General features: G+C 61.9%; 16 protein-coding genes. 13 read left to right on the plus strand and 3 right to left on the minus strand.

What is annotated here, in order from left to right:
* From GEV02_RS04640 to GEV02_RS04670, 7 genes are all read left to right on the plus strand, one after another.
* The gene (locus GEV02_RS04640) at positions 1-972 is read left to right on the plus strand and encodes a D-alanine--D-alanine ligase (RefSeq protein ID WP_328595719.1); all 972 of its coding nucleotides are present in this window, start codon (positions 1-3) and stop codon (positions 970-972) included.
* An 8-nt stretch (positions 973-980) separates the two neighbouring features.
* Positions 981-1772 carry a cell division protein FtsQ/DivIB gene (locus GEV02_RS04645; protein ID WP_152836801.1) on the plus strand — a complete coding sequence of 264 codons (792 nt, stop codon included), beginning with the start codon at positions 981-983 and terminating at the stop codon, positions 1770-1772.
* A 10-nt stretch (positions 1773-1782) separates the two neighbouring features.
* Entirely contained in the window at positions 1783-3015 is a 1233-nt protein-coding gene (gene ftsA / locus GEV02_RS04650; RefSeq protein WP_008445439.1) for a cell division protein FtsA, read from the plus strand.
* A gap of 109 nt (positions 3016-3124) precedes the next feature.
* Positions 3125-4351, plus strand: coding sequence for a cell division protein FtsZ (gene ftsZ / locus GEV02_RS04655; protein ID WP_152805074.1), 1227 nt, complete (start codon positions 3125-3127; stop codon positions 4349-4351).
* A gap of 81 nt (positions 4352-4432) precedes the next feature.
* Positions 4433-4936 (plus strand): peroxiredoxin, encoded by a 504-nt coding sequence (locus GEV02_RS04660; RefSeq protein ID WP_008445441.1) that lies wholly within the window; start codon positions 4433-4435, stop codon positions 4934-4936.
* A 67-nt stretch (positions 4937-5003) separates the two neighbouring features.
* Positions 5004-6134 (plus strand): XRE family transcriptional regulator, encoded by a 1131-nt coding sequence (locus GEV02_RS04665; RefSeq protein WP_152836802.1) that lies wholly within the window; start codon positions 5004-5006, stop codon positions 6132-6134.
* A complete protein-coding gene (locus tag GEV02_RS04670; RefSeq protein ID WP_152836803.1) occupies positions 6131-6631 on the plus strand; it encodes a DUF4411 family protein in 501 nt (166 codons plus the stop codon). The genes GEV02_RS04665 and GEV02_RS04670 overlap by 4 nt, the downstream gene beginning before the upstream one ends.
* Positions 6632-6649: 18 nt before the next feature.
* Here GEV02_RS04670 and GEV02_RS04675 read toward each other — a convergent pair whose 3' ends face one another.
* The gene (locus tag GEV02_RS04675) at positions 6650-7114 is read right to left on the minus strand and encodes a DUF2244 domain-containing protein (protein ID WP_152836804.1); all 465 of its coding nucleotides are present in this window, start codon (positions 7112-7114) and stop codon (positions 6650-6652) included.
* A 112-nt stretch (positions 7115-7226) separates the two neighbouring features.
* Here GEV02_RS04675 and GEV02_RS04680 point away from each other — a divergent pair, with 112 nt between their 5' ends.
* Positions 7227-7577, plus strand: a complete 351-nt coding sequence (locus GEV02_RS04680; RefSeq protein ID WP_152836805.1) for a DUF6463 family protein — start codon at positions 7227-7229, stop codon at positions 7575-7577.
* On the opposite strand, the gene GEV02_RS04685 is transcribed toward GEV02_RS04680, so the two are convergent.
* Positions 7571-8347: a class I SAM-dependent methyltransferase gene (locus GEV02_RS04685; RefSeq protein ID WP_152836806.1), complete on the minus strand. Its 777-nt coding sequence runs from the start codon at positions 8345-8347 to the stop codon at positions 7571-7573. The genes GEV02_RS04680 and GEV02_RS04685 overlap by 7 nt on opposite strands.
* 90 nt (positions 8348-8437) lie before the next feature.
* On the opposite strand from GEV02_RS04685, the gene GEV02_RS04690 reads away from it, so the two are divergent.
* From GEV02_RS04690 to lpxC, 4 genes are all read left to right on the plus strand, one after another.
* Entirely contained in the window at positions 8438-9214 is a 777-nt protein-coding gene (locus GEV02_RS04690; protein WP_152836807.1) for a helix-turn-helix transcriptional regulator, read from the plus strand.
* Between the two features lie 48 nt (positions 9215-9262).
* Entirely contained in the window at positions 9263-9730 is a 468-nt protein-coding gene (locus GEV02_RS04695) for a hypothetical protein (protein ID WP_152836808.1), read from the plus strand.
* A 182-nt stretch (positions 9731-9912) separates the two neighbouring features.
* Positions 9913-10755, plus strand: a complete 843-nt coding sequence (locus GEV02_RS04700; protein WP_152836809.1) for a DMT family transporter — start codon at positions 9913-9915, stop codon at positions 10753-10755.
* 54 nt (positions 10756-10809) lie between these two features.
* Entirely contained in the window at positions 10810-11745 is a 936-nt protein-coding gene (lpxC, locus tag GEV02_RS04705; RefSeq protein WP_152836810.1) for a UDP-3-O-acyl-N-acetylglucosamine deacetylase, read from the plus strand.
* A 1-nt stretch (position 11746) separates the two neighbouring features.
* On the opposite strand, the gene GEV02_RS04710 is transcribed toward lpxC, so the two are convergent.
* Positions 11747-12226, minus strand: coding sequence for a DciA family protein (locus GEV02_RS04710; RefSeq protein WP_235922669.1), 480 nt, complete (start codon positions 12224-12226; stop codon positions 11747-11749).
* A gap of 223 nt (positions 12227-12449) precedes the next feature.
* Here GEV02_RS04710 and secA point away from each other — a divergent pair, with 223 nt between their 5' ends.
* Entirely contained in the window at positions 12450-15236 is a 2787-nt protein-coding gene (gene secA, locus GEV02_RS04715; RefSeq protein WP_152836812.1) for a preprotein translocase subunit SecA, read from the plus strand.
* Positions 15237-15256 lie beyond the last annotated feature (20 nt).

The raw sequence follows: 15256 nt of genomic DNA on the forward strand, positions 1-15256 counted from the left end.
GTGAATCACCTTACTCCTGTTGACGCAAAAGCTTTCGGCAAAGTCGGCGTGCTGTACGGCGGTCGTTCCGCCGAGCGCGACGTGTCCATCATGTCCGGCAACGGCGTGCTGAAGGCCCTGCAAAGCAAGGGCGTGGACGCCCACCTGTTCGACACCGGCGTCCGCACGCTGGCCGAACTGGCCGCCGAAAAATTCGACCGCGTGTTCATCGCGCTGCACGGCCGCTTCGGCGAAGACGGCAGCCTGCAGGGCGCGCTGGAACTGCTGGGCATTCCGTACACCGGCAGCGGCGTGATGGCCAGCTCGGTGGGCATGGACAAGATCACCACCAAGATCGTCTGGCTGGCCGCCGGCTTGCCGACGCCGCGCTACGCGGTGCTCAGCGCGGCCGCCGTCGCCGGCTCCGACCTGGACGCCGTGGCGGCCGACCTGGGCCTGCCGCTGATCGTCAAGCCGCCGCACGAAGGCTCGACCATCGGCATCACAAAAGTCAGCGCCGCCAATGAATTCAAGGCCGCCTTCGATATCGCCGCCGCGCTGGACGACACGGTGCTGGCCGAGGAATTCGTCACCGGCCGCGAGTTCACGGTTGCCATGCTGGGTTCGGGCGCCAATGCGCGTCCGCTGCCGGTGGTGGAGATCGTGGCCCCGCAAGGCAATTACGATTACCAGAACAAGTACTTCACCGACGACACCCAGTACTTCTGCCCGGCCGTGCTGCCGGAAGCGCTGACGCAGGAGATGCAGCGCCTGGCCGTGCTGGCCTATCGCGCCATCGGCTGCGAGGGCTGGGGCCGGGTCGACTTCCTGCTGCGCGAAAGCGATCAGAAACCGTTCCTGCTGGAGGTGAACACCTCGCCCGGCATGACCGGGCACTCGCTGGTGCCGATGGCGGCGCGCGCGGAAGGCATCAGCTATGAAGACCTGTGCGTGGAAATCCTGCGCACGGCGCGCTTGAAGATGAAGGGTTAAGTAACAGGATGTGGCAAGACGCTAAAGCTTTGAATGCGACCGCCAGTGGCATTTTCGCCTTGACGGTATTGGCATCCATCGCCGCAGGCGTGTGGTGGGTAGCGCAACGGCCGATGTTCAACCTGCGCACCATCCGTATCGAGACGATCGGGCAGGACGAGTTAAAGCATGTGAATCACCTGACGCTGCGCAGCAACGCGTTGGGCCGCATCAAGGGTAACTTCTTCACGACGAATCTGGATGCGGTACGCCAGGCGTTTGAATCGGTGCCCTGGGTGCGCCGCGCAACGGTGCGCCGCGAATGGCCGGACCAGCTGATCGTGGCGCTGGAAGAGCATGAGGCGCTGGGCACGTGGGGCGAGGATGGCAAGCTGCTGTCGACCAAGGGCGATGTGTTCACCGCCAACCTGGCCGAAGCGGAAGAGGATCACACGCTGCCGGAGTTCGATGGACCGGAAGGCAGCGAGAAGGAAGTACTGTCGCGTTACGACGAGCTGCGCACCTGGTTCGCGCCGCTCAAGCTGGTGCCCGAGTCGTTGTCGCTGTCGGGACGCTATGCATGGACGGTGCGGCTGAATAACGGCATGAGCGTGGCGCTGGGGCGGGAACAGACCAGCACCACGTTGAAGGAAAGGGTGGACCGTTTGATGGGCATTTATCCGCAGTTGGTGGAGCACTTGCCCAACATCGAGACCATCGATATGCGGTACCAGAATGGGCTGGCCCTGAGCGCGACGGGATTGAAGATTCCGGCCGAGGGAGCCAAGCCAAAACCGATCGTGAAGAAAAAAATACAGTAGGCAGGGATAAATGACTAAAGACGCGAAAAACCTGATCGTTGGCCTCGACATCGGCACCTCCAAAGTGGTGGCCGTGGTGGCCGAGGTGATGGGCGATGGACGCCACGAGGTGATCGGGCTCGGCCAGCACGAATCGAAAGGCCTGAAGAAGGGCGTGGTGGTCAACATCGAAGCGACCGTCGAATCGATCCAGCGCGCGCTGGAAGAGGCGGAGCTGATGGCCGACTGCAAGATCCGCAATGTCTACGCCGGCATCGCGGGCAGCCATATCCGCAGCTTCAATTCCAGCGGCATGGTGGCCATCAAGGACAAGGAAGTCACGGCCACCGACGTGGCGCGCGTCATCGAAACGGCAAAAGCGGTTAACATCCCGACCGACCAGCAGCTGCTGCATACGGTACCGCAGGAATTCATCGTCGACAGCCAGGAAGACGTGCGCGAACCGATCGGCATGAGCGGCATCCGCCTGGAAGTCAAAGTCCATATCGTCACCGGCGCCGTGTCGGCGGTGCAGAACATCGTCAAGTGCGTGCGCCGTTGCGGCCTCGAAGTGTCGGACCTGATCCTGCAACCGATGGCATCGGCCGACGCCGTGCTGACGCCCGATGAAAAAGAACTGGGCGTGGTGCTGATCGACATCGGCGGCGGCACCACCGACGTTGCGGTGTTCTCGGACGGCGCGATCCGCCACACGGCCGTGATCCCGATCGCCGGCGACCAGATCACCAACGACATCGCGATGGCGCTGCGCACCCCGACCTCGGAAGCGGAAGAGATCAAAATCCGCTACGGCGTGGCCAAGCAGGTGCTGGCCGATCCGGGCGAGACGCTGGAAGTGCCGGGCCTGGGCGACCGCGGTCCGCGCAACCTGTCGCGCCAGGCGCTGGCCGCCGTGATCGAGCCGCGCGTCGAAGAGCTGTTCGCCATGGTGCACCAGGTGGTGCGCGAGTCCGGCTACGAAGGCGTGCTGTCCTCGGGCATCGTGCTGACCGGCGGCACCGCGATCATGCCGGGCATGGTCGAGATGGCGGAAGACATATTCCTCAAGCCGGCGCGCCTTGGCACGCCGGACTACCGTGGCCAGCTGGCCGACGTGGTGCGCAGTCCGCGCTACGCGACCGTGCTTGGCCTGTTGTTGGAAGCGAAAAAGCAGTACCTGCGTGGCCATATCGTTACGCGGCAGGATGGTTCGGTGAAGGCAGTATGGCAGCGCATGAAAGAATGGTTCTTGGGTAATTTTTAAGCTTATTTTTCTAAACTATTTATATTAAAACCGCAGTTTTCAATCCCCAGTTCTTCTAACGATATGAGGACTGGCGCTTGAAAACCGCATTCTGATAGGGAGTCACATCATGGAGTTTGATATGGTCGATAACGCAGCTTTGGGCACCGTCATCAAGGTCGTCGGAGTCGGCGGCGCAGGTGGCAATGCAGTTCAACACATGATTAACAAAGGTATGGTCGGCGTAGAGTTCATCGCCGCCAATACCGATGCCCAGGCGCTGTCGACCTCCAAGGCCGACAACGTGATCCAGATCGGCGAGACCGGCCTGGGTGCGGGGATGAAGCCTGACGTCGGCCGCAAGCTGGCCGAGGAATCGCGCCAGCGCATCGAAGACTCGCTGCGCGGCGCGCACATGGTCTTCATCGCCGCCGGCATGGGCGGCGGCACCGGCACCGGCGCCGCGCCGATCGTGGCGGAAATCGCCAAGTCGCTGGGCGCGCTGACCGTGGCCGTGGTGTCGAAGCCGTTCTCGCACGAAGGCCAGAAGTGCATGGACATCGCCGACGAAGGCCTGGAACAGCTGTCGGCCAACGTCGACTCGCTGATCGTGATCCTGAACGAGAAGCTGGAAGAGATCTACGAAGACGAATCGCTGATCGAGTGGCTGCAACACGCCGACGATGTGCTGAACAACGCCGTCGCCGGTATCGCCGAGATCATCAACGTGCCGGGCCACATCAACGTCGACTTCAACGACGTCAAGACCATCATGGGCGAGCAGGGCAAGGCAATGATGGGCACCGCGACCGCGTCCGGCGTCGATCGCGCGCGCATCGCCGCCGAGCAGGCCGTGGCTTCGCCGCTGCTGGACGGCGTCGACCTGTCGGGTGCACGCGGCGTGCTGGTGAACGTGACCGCATCGCGTGGCCTGAAAGGTAAAGAGATCAAGGAAGTCATGGCCGCCGTGCGCGCCTTCGCCGCGCCGGACGCGTCGATTGCCCAGGGTATCGCCTACGACGACAACATGGGCGACGATATCCGCGTTACCGTGGTCGCCACCGGCCTGGGCAAGGCCAAGAAGCACGTGCAGCTGGTTCCTCAGCAGATGCTGCGCACCGGTACCCACAACAGCCCGATGATGCCATCGGCTGCACTGGGTGGCGGCGCGGCTTCGTCGTCGGTGTCGATGGGCGCGACCAGCGGCATGGGCGGCGGTGCATCGCCAGCCTTCGACGGCATGAAGGCGCCGGCCGTATGGCGTCGCGAATCGGCTTCCGAGCAGGTGCGCGCGATGGAAAAGAATGGCATGGAAACGTACGACATTCCAGCCTTCCTGCGCAAGCAGGCGGATTAAGGCATACTGCTGGCTCTAAGCCGGTGAAAGCCGCGCCTGGCGCGGCTTTTTTACGTTCAACATTTATAAAAGGAGTCATCCATGACCATCAAGATTGGCGACACCCTGCCAGAAGGCACCCTGTCCGAATTCATCGAAACCGAAACCGAAGGCTGCTCGCTGGGCCCGAACACGTTCAACGTACAAGACCTGGTCAAGGGCAAGAAGATCGCGATCTTCGGCCTGCCAGGCGCCTACACCCCGACCTGCTCGGCGCAGCACGTGCCAGGCTACGTCAAGCACGCCGCCGACCTGAAAGCCAAGGGCGTCGACGAAATCTGGTGCATCTCGGTCAATGACGCCTTCGTCATGGGCGCGTGGGGCCGCGACCAGAAAGCCACCGGCATCGTCCGCATGATGGCCGACGGCAACGCCGCTTACTCCAAGGCCCTGGGCCTGGACGCCGACTTCAGCAAGTTCGGCATGGGCACCCGCTCGCAGCGCTACTCGCTGCTGGTCGACAACGGTGTTGTGACCCAGCTGAACATCGAACAAGGCGGCAAGTTCGAAGTCTCGAACGCCGAAACCCTGCTGGCCCAGGCGTAATCGCCGGACTGGTTGGATGCAGTAAAAAAACGGCGCTGCGGCGCCGTTTTTGTATTAATCTCACAATATGACTCAAGCCTTAATCAATCCAGCTTTGATGACATGGTCCCGCCGCAGGGCCGGGCTTACTCAAGCCGAACTCGCTGAAAGCATTCCGGTCAAAGAGGAAAAGGTGCTGGCTTGGGAAGCGGGCGAGAGCCGGCCTACATTTCGTCAAGCGCAACAATGGGCCGACCGTGCTCATATTCCTTTCGGCTTCCTGTTCCTGAAAGCGCCGCCGCAGGAGGCATTGCCGCTTCCCGACTTGAGAACGGTCGGTGGCGATACGCCAGTCAGCCCAAGTGTGGATTTGCTCGATACGGTACGCGACGTGCTGCGCAAGCAAGCGTGGTATCTCGACTATCTGGCCGAACAGGAGCGCGAAGCGCTTCCTTTTGTCGGCAGGTTTAGTAGCGCTGATACGGTCGATGATGTCGTTGCAGATCTCCGCCGGGTGCTGGGAGTTCTGGCTCCGCCTAACAAAGGCGGGGATGAATATATGCGGCAACTTGTGGCCGGCGCCGATGCAGCCGGCATACTCGTCATGCGCAGCGGAATTGTGGGTTCGAATACCCATCGAAAACTGGATGTCGGCGAGTTCCGGGGCTTTGCCATCAGCGATAAATACGCGCCTGCCGTTTTCATTAACCTCGCGGATGCGCCGGCGGCGCGGCTGTTCACATTGATCCATGAACTTGCACATATCTGGATTGGAAGTAGCGGGATTTCCAGTGCGTCGCCGGCGGACAGCCGGAAAATAGAGACCTTCTGCAACGCCGTGGCAGGTGAGTTTCTGGTGCCGGAGTTGCTGTTCCGCGAACGCTGGAAAAATAGCGTCGATTGGATGGCGCTACTGCCGGAACTGGCGGCTGGTTTTCATGTCAGCAAGCTGGTCATCGCTCGCAGGGCCTGTGATTTGGGATTCATTTCCCGTGACGCCTACGCTGCATTCTATCTGGCGGAATTAAAGGCGTATCGGGACCAGAAGGGGGGCGGCGGGAACTTCTACCAAAGCGCGGAGGGCAAGAACAGCAAGCGTTTTAGCCGGGCGGTCTTGTCGGAAGCTTTGAGTGGACGCTTGCTGTTGCGCGAAGCCGGGAAGCTGCTGGGTGTCCAGCCTGCCAAAGTCCGTACCTATGCTGAAAAGACGGACGAATGAGGTATCTGCTCGATGCCAATACGTTTGTGGAAGCGAAGAACCGTTATTACAACATGACGGTCTGCCCGGCGTACTGGGAGTGGATACTTCAAAAGCACGCCAGCAATGATGTGGCAAGCATCTCAATGATAGGCGACGAATTAAAGAGAGGTGACGATGAGCTCGCCTCATGGGTTAGAAGCCATCCGGCGTTGTTCGAGGCCGTTGACGATGAGAGCACGCAAGCTTGCTTCGTCAAGGTTGTCGAGTTTGTCGCCTCGGAAGCGAATCGGATGAAGGTCGGCGCCGTTGAAGATTTTCTTTCCGGTGCGGACCCGTGGCTGATCGCGAAAGCCATGGCGACCGGCGCCATTGTCGTAACTCACGAACGCCACCATACCGACGTTGTCAAGAAATTCCTCATTCCTAATGTGTGCGATGTCTTTGGTGTCGCATGGATGAATACTTTCGACTTGCTTTACAAGTTGGAAGCACGTTTTGTTTTGCCAGGTGGATGATGCGAGAAGCAATACGGATCAGTAACCCTGCACGCGCAGGCACACGGCCAGTTCATCGGCCAGCCTGCGCCGCTGGGCCGCGCCGATGAGGCGGCCGACTTCGATCTGCTCGCCGCAGTCTTCAAGATGAATCAGATCGCTGTCGCGCCGGGGCGGTAGCAAACGGGTGGTGCGTGGACGCAGACTGCGCTCGCTGCGCTTGCGTCCCCGGCATTGCTCCACCACGATGGCGCCGGGCGATATCGCGATGCGGTCGTAGTCGCCCCGGTGGCGCGCGCAGTAGTGCAGGCAGGCCGCCAGCGCCGCCTGCTCCAGCGCGGCGTAGACCAGAACATACCAATACCCCTGCCACAGGAAGGCCAAGGCCACCAGCGCCGACGGCACGCACAGCGTCACGAACACCAGCGCCAGTTGGCGCTGGGTCAGTGTGCAGCGGCGCTCCAACAGCCAGCTGCGCGGTTCCGATGGCACATCGCGCGGCATCGCATGCTCCCTGGATAGCAAGCCTCAAGTATATCCCCGTTCACCGGACATGCTGCTTGCGCCAATAATTCTTCGCGTGTATCGTGCTGCCATCTTGATCATTGGATAACGCATGAAAAACTGGATCGGCAAGTGGCTGATGTTCGTGGCGCTGGGGCATACCGCAGTGGCGATTGCGCTCTTTTCCAACGGCTATCGCGAGGTGATGGCGCAGGGTTTTTTCAACACGGTGCATACCGAGAAGATCGGCCTCGCGGTCTGGTTCATGCTGTTTGGCTTCCTGCTGTTCATCGCGGGCATGCTGGTGCAGGCGCTTGAAAAACATGCGTTGCCCATCCCCACGGCGATAGGCGTCGCGATGCTGCTGCTGACCGTGCTTGGCGTTGCGCTGATGCCGACTTCCGGATTCTGGCTGGTGATCCCGGCCATCGTCGCCATGTTCCGCAAGCGTAGACCTCAGTAGATGTCGCCGAAATCGTGCTTGGCCTTGAACAGGGTCGAGTCGATGGAGAATGAGCAATCGGCCTGTACGGCGAAGTACTTCAACGTCTCTTCCGGCGCCGTCGCGAACAGGCTGCGGATCGCCGTCACGCGCTCTGCCGGTGTACGCATGCGGGCCGTCCATTCGTCGAATTTCATTTCCAGCTTCCAGTCGCCGGCGCGTTCGCAGATGAAGCCGGCATCCGCCAGCATCGCCAGCCATTCGGACGGCCGGTAGTCGCGCACATGCGAAGCGTCGCGCAGCAGTTCGACCGCCTGCAAGGTGGTGTCGTGCAGCGCGTTCTCCGGCGCGGTGATGTCGATGACCACCAGCACGCCGCCTTTCTTCAGCACCCGCTTCACCTCGCGCAGCGCGGCCGGCACGTCCAGCCAGTGATGCGCCGAGAAGCGCGTGACCACCATGCAGAACGAGGCATCCGCAAATGGCAGGCTGGCGACGTTGCCCTGCCGCGTGGCGATGTTGTCCAGTCCGCGCTCGGCGGCGGCGCCGCGCACCACGGCCAGCATCTGTTCCGACAGGTCGAACGCCGTCACCGATTTCGCCACCGGCGCCACGGCGAAGCTGGCGTGGCCGGCGCCGCAGCCCAGGTCCAGCACCGTCGGATGCGGCCCCAGGAGACGGGCGACCTCGCGCAGCGCGGCCAGGTCGGCGCCTTGCGCGTGGACGGCGCTGGTCAGATACGCGCTGGCGGTATTGCCGAACTGCTCGGCGACGACGGCTTGCTGTTTCATGTTTTTCTCCGGGAATGGGCGAGTCAGGGCAGAATAGGCGTGTTTTTATCCTGTAACAAGACAAGTACTTATCCTGGTATAAGAACTACCATGCACACCAAACTCGGCGAATTCATCCGCACCCATCGCGAGCGCACACTGCCCGACAGCGTCGGCTTGCCCGGCGGCGGACGGCGGCGCACGCCCGGCCTGCGGCGCGAAGAACTGGCCCAGCTGTGCGAGGTCAGCCCGACCTGGCTGACGTGGCTGGAGCAGGGCAGGGAGGTGCAGGCGTCCGGCAAGATGCTGGCGCGGTTGGCGGAAGTGCTGCATCTGTCGGCCGCCGAACGTGCTTATCTGTTCAGCCTGGCCGACCGGCTCGATCCGCATCACGACGATGACGGCGGCAGCGCGGAGGAGGCGCTGGACGCGATCGTCGCGGCCATCGACGCGCCGGCCTACATCCTCGACCGGCAATGGAATGCGGTGGCGTGGAACCCGCAGGCGGCGCTGCTGTTTGCCGGCTGGCTGCCGCCGTCGCCATCGGCGCAATCTCGGCCGAATCTGTTGCGCTATATGTTCCTCAGCGCGGCTGCGCGCGAGCTGATCGTCGATTGGCCGGAGCGCGCGCGGCGGCTGGTGGCCGAGTTCCGCGCCGACATCGGCCGGCACGCCAGCGAGCAGGCGCTGGCCGCCCTGATCGCCGAACTGTCCGACGCCAGCACGACCTTCGCCGAACTGTGGACCTTGCAGGACGTGGTCGGCAGGGAAGGCGGCCTGCGCCGCTTCCGCCATCCGCAACAGGGTGAGCTGAGCTTCAACCAGGTCACGCTGCACCTGGCCAAGCGCCACGACCTGAAGCTGGTAATGCTGCTGCCGCAGGCTTGATGAATCCGCCAGTCTGCGACAACGGCCCGGCACTTTATAATGCCAAATATGAAACCTATCCTCGCACTGTTACTGGCCGCGCTGTCGAGCTCGTCGGCACTGGCCTGCCAGACACCTACGCCGGAAAGCCTGCGCGCCGCCTGGATCACCTGGCGGGCGGCCGCGCTGAAAGACGAGCCGGGCACGTCGGCGCGGCTGTACAAATTCCCCTTCCTGCTGCTGTCCGCCTATCAGGGCGACCGGCCGCTGCGCGTGACCAAGGCCGGCTTCAACGACAACTACGTCGACCTGTTCGGCCCGGAGGTGCAGTTCCGCGAGGATCTGAAGAAGACCACGGACAACGAACACATCGAAAAAATAAACTTCGATGACCAGGCCTGCAAGCTCAAATTCACGGTCCGCGTACATGACGCCAACTTCACCTACGACCAGAAGGCTGGATGGCTGGTGCAGTCGATCTACATGCCGGGAGCCTACAGCATCTTCAACAAAGGCGACACCCAAGGCATACGCTGAATCAACCCGCGTTCTGCAAGGAAAGTAGGCCCTTGTTATAATCGACACGACCGGGCACAGCCTGCCGGTCCTGGCTCCGGACGTCGCCATGATGACGTTCCCAGTGGTCCGCACGGACCTGTCGCAAGGAGCTTCCCCTGTCCACCGCCACCCGCTCAGAAAACCTGCGCAGCATCTACGCCATGCTGGCCGCAGTCGCCATGTTCTCTTTCATGGACACCACCATGAAAGTGCTGTCGTCCCACTATCCCGCCACGCAAGTGACCGCCATGCGCGCGCTCAGTTCGCTGCCGCTGCTGTGCTGCTACATGCTGTACCGCGGCGCCTTCCGCGGCATCTTCCGCGTGCGCTGGGGCATGCACATCTTCCGCAGCCTGCTCGGCATCGCCATGCTGACCTCGTTCGCCTACGGCCTCAAGGCGCTGTCGCTGGCCGAGGCGTATTCGATCTTCTTCATCGCGCCATCGCTGATTACGTCCTTGTCGGTGTTCATCCTGAAGGAGAAGGTCGGCACCGGCCAATGGGTCGCCATCGTGGTCGGCCTGCTCGGCGTGCTGGTGGTGCTGCGGCCCGAAGGTACGGGCTTCCTGACCTTGGGCGGGCTGGCCTTGCTCGGCTCGGCCGCCTGCTATGCGATGGCCGCGATCACCAGCCGCGTGCTGGCCCGCACCGACAGCAACGAGTCGATGATGTTCTGGTACCTGCTGCTGATGGCGGCCGGCGGCCTGGCGATGTCGGCCAGCCACTGGGTGCCGGTGCGCGCCGAGGATGGCTGGGTGCTGCTGGCGCTGGCGCTGAGCGGCTTCCTCGGCCAGCTGGCGATCACGCGCGCGTTCAGCTCCGGCAAGGCCTCGGTGGTGGCGCCGTTCGAATACTCGGCGCTGGCCTGGGGCGTGGCGATCGACTGGCTGCTGTGGCACACGCTGCCGGACGGCTACACGCTGCTGGGCGCCGGCATCATCATCGCCAGCGGCATCTACCTGGTGCGGCGCGAATCGGTCCACGCCGAGTCCGAACATCCTTGATTGTGGGAAACTCCGCCGGCAGCGCGGCGGACCCAACTTCGCTATAATCGTCGGATGTTAAAACAACGCACTATCAAAGAACTGGTCCGCACCACGGGTGTCGGCCTGCACTCCGGCACCAAGGTCGAGCTGACCCTGCGCCCGGCCGCGCCGGACACCGGCATCGTGTTCCGCCGCGTCGACCTGACGCCGGTGGTGGAGTTCCCCGCCAGCGCCATGGCCGTGGGCGACACCCGCATGGCGTCGGTGCTGGTGAAGGACGGCGCCCGCGTGTCGACCGTCGAGCACCTGATGTCGGCCTGCGCCGGCCTGGGGCTGGACAATCTGTACATCGAAGTCAGCGCCGAAGAAATCCCCATCATGGACGGTTCGGCCTCGTCGTTCGTGTATTTATTGCAACAAGCCGGCGTGCAAGAGCAGCCGGTGGCGAAAAAATTCATCCGCGTGCTGAAACCGGTGGAAATCCGCGAAGGCACGGGCGAGAAGGAAAAATGGGCCCGTTTGACCCCGTACAACGGTTTCAAGCTGGACTTTTTCATTGAATTCAACCATCCGGCCGTCGACGGCACCCAGCAGCGCGCCCATGTGGACTTCGGCGACGTCTCCTACGTGCACGACGTGGCCCGCGCCCGCACCTTCGGCTTCATGCAGGACGTGGAAATGCTGCGCGGCATAGGCCTGGCGCGCGGTGGCTCGCTGGAAAACGCCATCGTGATGGACGAGTACCGCATCCTCAATTCGGATGGGCTGCGCTATGACGACGAGTTCGTGCGCCACAAGATTTTGGACGCCATCGGCGATCTGTACCTGGTCGGCCATCCGCTGCTGGCCAGCTACGAGGCGCACAAATCCGGCCACGCGCTGAACAACCAGCTGCTGCTGGAGCTGCTCAAGCACCCGGATGCCTATGAAATCGTCTCGTTCGAGACCAATGAAGTCGCGCCGCCGTCCTATCTGCGCCAGATGGCGCGCGAGTGGGCGCTAACTTAACTTAGGTTGGCCGTCGCTTGGCCACCATCGCCTTGAGCGCCGCGATCAGCGTGGCGTTCTGCGGCGTGTCCTCCAGCGCATCGCCGAGTTCGTCGAAGGCCGTCACGGCCGCCTCGGTCAGGGACAGGGCGCGCATCTGCTCCTTGATCTCGGCCGGTTTGCTCATCTGAACCTTCAATTTCACGCCATGCACCTGCCAGCCGCGCCGCGCCAGCGTGTCCTGCAGCTTGGGCAACTGCTGCTTGAGCTTGGCCGCCAGCGCCGCATTCGGCAGCGACAAGGTCAATTGTCCCTCCTCGAAGGCCAGGATTTCGCAGTACTTGAACATGGCCGGCAGGGCCGCCGCACAATCTTTTTGCAGGGAGGCCATGCGCTCGATGGCCGGCAGCAGGGCCGCCATTTTGTCGTCGCGGCGCAGGAAATCGGTCGCGCCGATGGGAGTGCGGCGCGTGATGGACAGGTTGGAGGAGTTGAATCGCATGCGCAACAACATATCACAGCGGCAAAAAAACGTCACCACCGGTTAAAATAGCTTGATTTTGTGACATTGTTCACTCTTGGGCTATTGTTAAACAGGTCAATAACCCAATGTAGGCGCGGACGCATGATAAAATCACCGTCTTTTGCCATAGTCGAACTCCGTGCGGTAAGGCGTTTTTCCCCTACAGAGCTTTTTTTAACGGCGTTTTTTCAAGAATTCAAGCATGTCATTACTGACCCAGATTTTCGGTAGCCGCAACCAGCGGCTGCTCAAGCAATACCAAAAAACGGTACGCGAGATCAATGCGCTCGAGCCGGCGATGGAAAAACTGTCCGACGCCGAGCTGCAAGCGAAGACGCCTGCATTCAAGGAACGCATCGCCAATGGCGAATCGCTGGACGCGATTCTGCCTGAAGCGTTTGCCGTCTGCCGCGAAGCAAGCAAGCGCGTCTTCAAGATGCGCCACTTCGATGTGCAGCTGATCGGCGGCATGGTTCTGCACTACGGCAAGATCGCCGAAATGGGCACCGGCGAGGGCAAAACCCTGACCGCGACCCTGCCGGCCTATCTGAATGCGCTGTCGGGCAAGGGCGTGCACATCGTGACCGTCAATGATTACCTGGCGCAGCGCGATGCGGAAACCATGGCCAAGCTGTACAGCTGGCTGGGCCTGACGACCGGTATCAACCTGTCGCAGATGGAACACGCCACCAAGCAGAAGGCTTACGCGTCGGACATCACCTACGGCACCAACAACGAATTCGGTTTCGACTACCTGCGCGACAACATGGTGTTCGAAGCCCGCGACCGCGTGCAGCGCGTGCTGAACTTCGGCATCGTCGATGAAGTCGACTCGATCCTGATCGATGAAGCCCGCACCCCGCTGATCATCTCCGGCCAGGCCGAGAACCACACCGACCTGTACTACAAGATCAACGAAGTGCCGCGCCTGCTGACGCTGCAAGTCGGCGAGGAAACCCCGGACGGCAAGGGCAAGGTTGACGTTCCTGGCGATTACACCAAGGACGAAAAAGCCCACCAGGTGCTGCTGACCGAAGCCGGTCACGAAAAATCCGAAGCGATCCTGACCAAGATGGGTCTGCTGCCGGAAGGCGCCTCGCTGTACGACTCGGCCAACATCACGCTGGTGCACCATCTGTACGCGGCGCTGCGCGCGCACGCGCTGTACTTCAAGGATCAGCACTACGTGGTGCAGAACAATGAAGTGGTGATCGTCGACGAATTCACCGGCCGTCTGATGACGGGCCGCCGCTGGTCCGACGGCCTGCACCAGGCAGTCGAAGCGAAAGAGGGCGTGAAGATCCAGAACGAGAACCAGACCCTGGCCTCGATCACCTTCCAGAACTACTTCCGCATGTATTCGAAGCTGGCCGGCATGACCGGTACCGCCGATACCGAAGCCTACGAATTCCAGGAAATCTACGGCCTCGAAACCGTGGTGATCCCGCCTAACCGTCCTTCGCAGCGCAAGGACCGTCAGGACCAGGTCTACAAATCGTCGGCCGAGAAGTACAACGCCATGATGCTGGAAATCCGCGAATGCTACGACCGCGGCCAACCGGTGCTGGTGGGTACGACCTCGATCGAAAACTCTGAACTGCTGTCGGGCATCCTGACCAAGGGCGGCCTGCCGCACAACGTCCTGAACGCGAAACAGCACGCCCGTGAAGCGGAAATCATCGCCCAGGCAGGTAGCCCGAAAGCGATCACCATCGCCACCAACATGGCCGGCCGTGGTACCGACATCGTCCTGGGCGGCAACGTCGAGAAGCAGATCCAGTTCGTTGAAGCCAATGCTGAACTGAGCGACGCCGACAAGGCAGCGCAATCGAAAGCACTGCGCGACGGCTGGCAGGCATTGCACGAGCAGGTGGTTGCTGCCGGCGGCCTGCATATCGTCGGCACCGAACGTCACGAATCGCGCCGCGTCGACAACCAGCTGCGCGGTCGCGCCGCACGTCAGGGCGATCCTGGCATGTCGCGCTTCTTCCTGTCGCTGGACGACCAGCTGCTGCGCATCTTCGCGGGCGACCGCGTGCGCGCCATCATGGACCGTCTGAAGATGCCGGAAGGCGAGCCGATTGAAGCGGGCATCGTTTCGCGTTCGATCGAATCCGCACAGCGCAAGGTCGAGGCACGCAACTTCGATATCCGTAAGCAGCTGCTGGAGTACGACGACGTCGCCAACGACCAGCGTAAAGTGATCTACCAGCAGCGTAACGAGCTGCTGGAAGCGACCGATATTTCGGAGCTGATCCAGTCCCTGCGCCACGGCGCCTTCACCGACCTGGTGCGCGAATACGTGCCGGCGGAATCGGTGGAAGAGCAGTGGAACATCAAGGGCCTGGAAGCGGCGCTGGCTGCGGAATGGCAGATCGACCTGCCGCTGCGCGAGATGCTGGAAAAAGAGCAGAACCTGAACGACGAAGACATCCTGGAGCGCGTGATCGCTGCGGCCGATGCGCTGTATCAGTCGAAGATCGATATCGTCGGCAAGGAATCGTTCGGCGGCTTCGAGCGCAACGTCATGCTGCAAAGCGTGGACAGCCACTGGCGCGAGCACCTGGCGGCGCTGGACCACCTGCGTCAGGGTATCCACCTGCGCGGCTACGCCCAGAAGAATCCGAAGCAGGAATACAAGCGCGAAGCGTTCGAGCTGTTCGGCCAGATGCTGGATATGATCAAGAACGAAGTGGTCAAGCTGATCATGACGGTCCGTATCCAGTCGCGCGAAGAGATCGATGCGGCGGAAGCGGCGATGCAGCAGTCGCACGTGGAAAACGTCAGCTACCAGCACGCTGACTTCAACCCGAACGCAGCGCCGGAAGACCTGCTGGCGCCGTCGCCTTCGATGGCAGGGTTGCCGCCTGAGCTGCAAGGCCTGAGCGGCGAGCAGCTGATGGAGCTGGGCCTGAAGGTTGGACGCAACGACCCATGCCCATGCGGCAGCGGCAAGAAGTACAAAGCCTGCCACGGCAAGCTGGCATAAACAAAAAACCGGAGCTAGTC

Source organism: Rugamonas aquatica (genome assembly GCF_009380215.1).
GTDB lineage: Bacteria > Pseudomonadota > Gammaproteobacteria > Burkholderiales > Burkholderiaceae_D > Rugamonas > Rugamonas aquatica_B.

Coding starts and splice junctions, on each gene's coding strand:
- GEV02_RS04645 (WP_152836801.1), top strand. CDS start 981: ATGTGGCAAGACGCTAAAGCTTTGAATGCGACCGCCAGTGGCATTTTC.
- ftsA (WP_008445439.1), top strand. CDS start 1,783: ATGACTAAAGACGCGAAAAACCTGATCGTTGGCCTCGACATCGGCACC.
- ftsZ (WP_152805074.1), top strand. CDS start 3,125: ATGGAGTTTGATATGGTCGATAACGCAGCTTTGGGCACCGTCATCAAG.
- GEV02_RS04660 (WP_008445441.1), top strand. CDS start 4,433: ATGACCATCAAGATTGGCGACACCCTGCCAGAAGGCACCCTGTCCGAA.
- GEV02_RS04665 (WP_152836802.1), top strand. CDS start 5,004: ATGACTCAAGCCTTAATCAATCCAGCTTTGATGACATGGTCCCGCCGC.
- GEV02_RS04670 (WP_152836803.1), top strand. CDS start 6,131: ATGAGGTATCTGCTCGATGCCAATACGTTTGTGGAAGCGAAGAACCGT.
- GEV02_RS04675 (WP_152836804.1), bottom strand. CDS start 7,114: ATGCCGCGCGATGTGCCATCGGAACCGCGCAGCTGGCTGTTGGAGCGC.
- GEV02_RS04680 (WP_152836805.1), top strand. CDS start 7,227: ATGAAAAACTGGATCGGCAAGTGGCTGATGTTCGTGGCGCTGGGGCAT.
- GEV02_RS04685 (WP_152836806.1), bottom strand. CDS start 8,347: ATGAAACAGCAAGCCGTCGTCGCCGAGCAGTTCGGCAATACCGCCAGC.
- GEV02_RS04690 (WP_152836807.1), top strand. CDS start 8,438: ATGCACACCAAACTCGGCGAATTCATCCGCACCCATCGCGAGCGCACA.
- GEV02_RS04695 (WP_152836808.1), top strand. CDS start 9,263: ATGAAACCTATCCTCGCACTGTTACTGGCCGCGCTGTCGAGCTCGTCG.
- GEV02_RS04700 (WP_152836809.1), top strand. CDS start 9,913: ATGCTGGCCGCAGTCGCCATGTTCTCTTTCATGGACACCACCATGAAA.
- lpxC (WP_152836810.1), top strand. CDS start 10,810: ATGTTAAAACAACGCACTATCAAAGAACTGGTCCGCACCACGGGTGTC.
- GEV02_RS04710 (WP_235922669.1), bottom strand. CDS start 12,226: ATGCGATTCAACTCCTCCAACCTGTCCATCACGCGCCGCACTCCCATC.
- secA (WP_152836812.1), top strand. CDS start 12,450: ATGTCATTACTGACCCAGATTTTCGGTAGCCGCAACCAGCGGCTGCTC.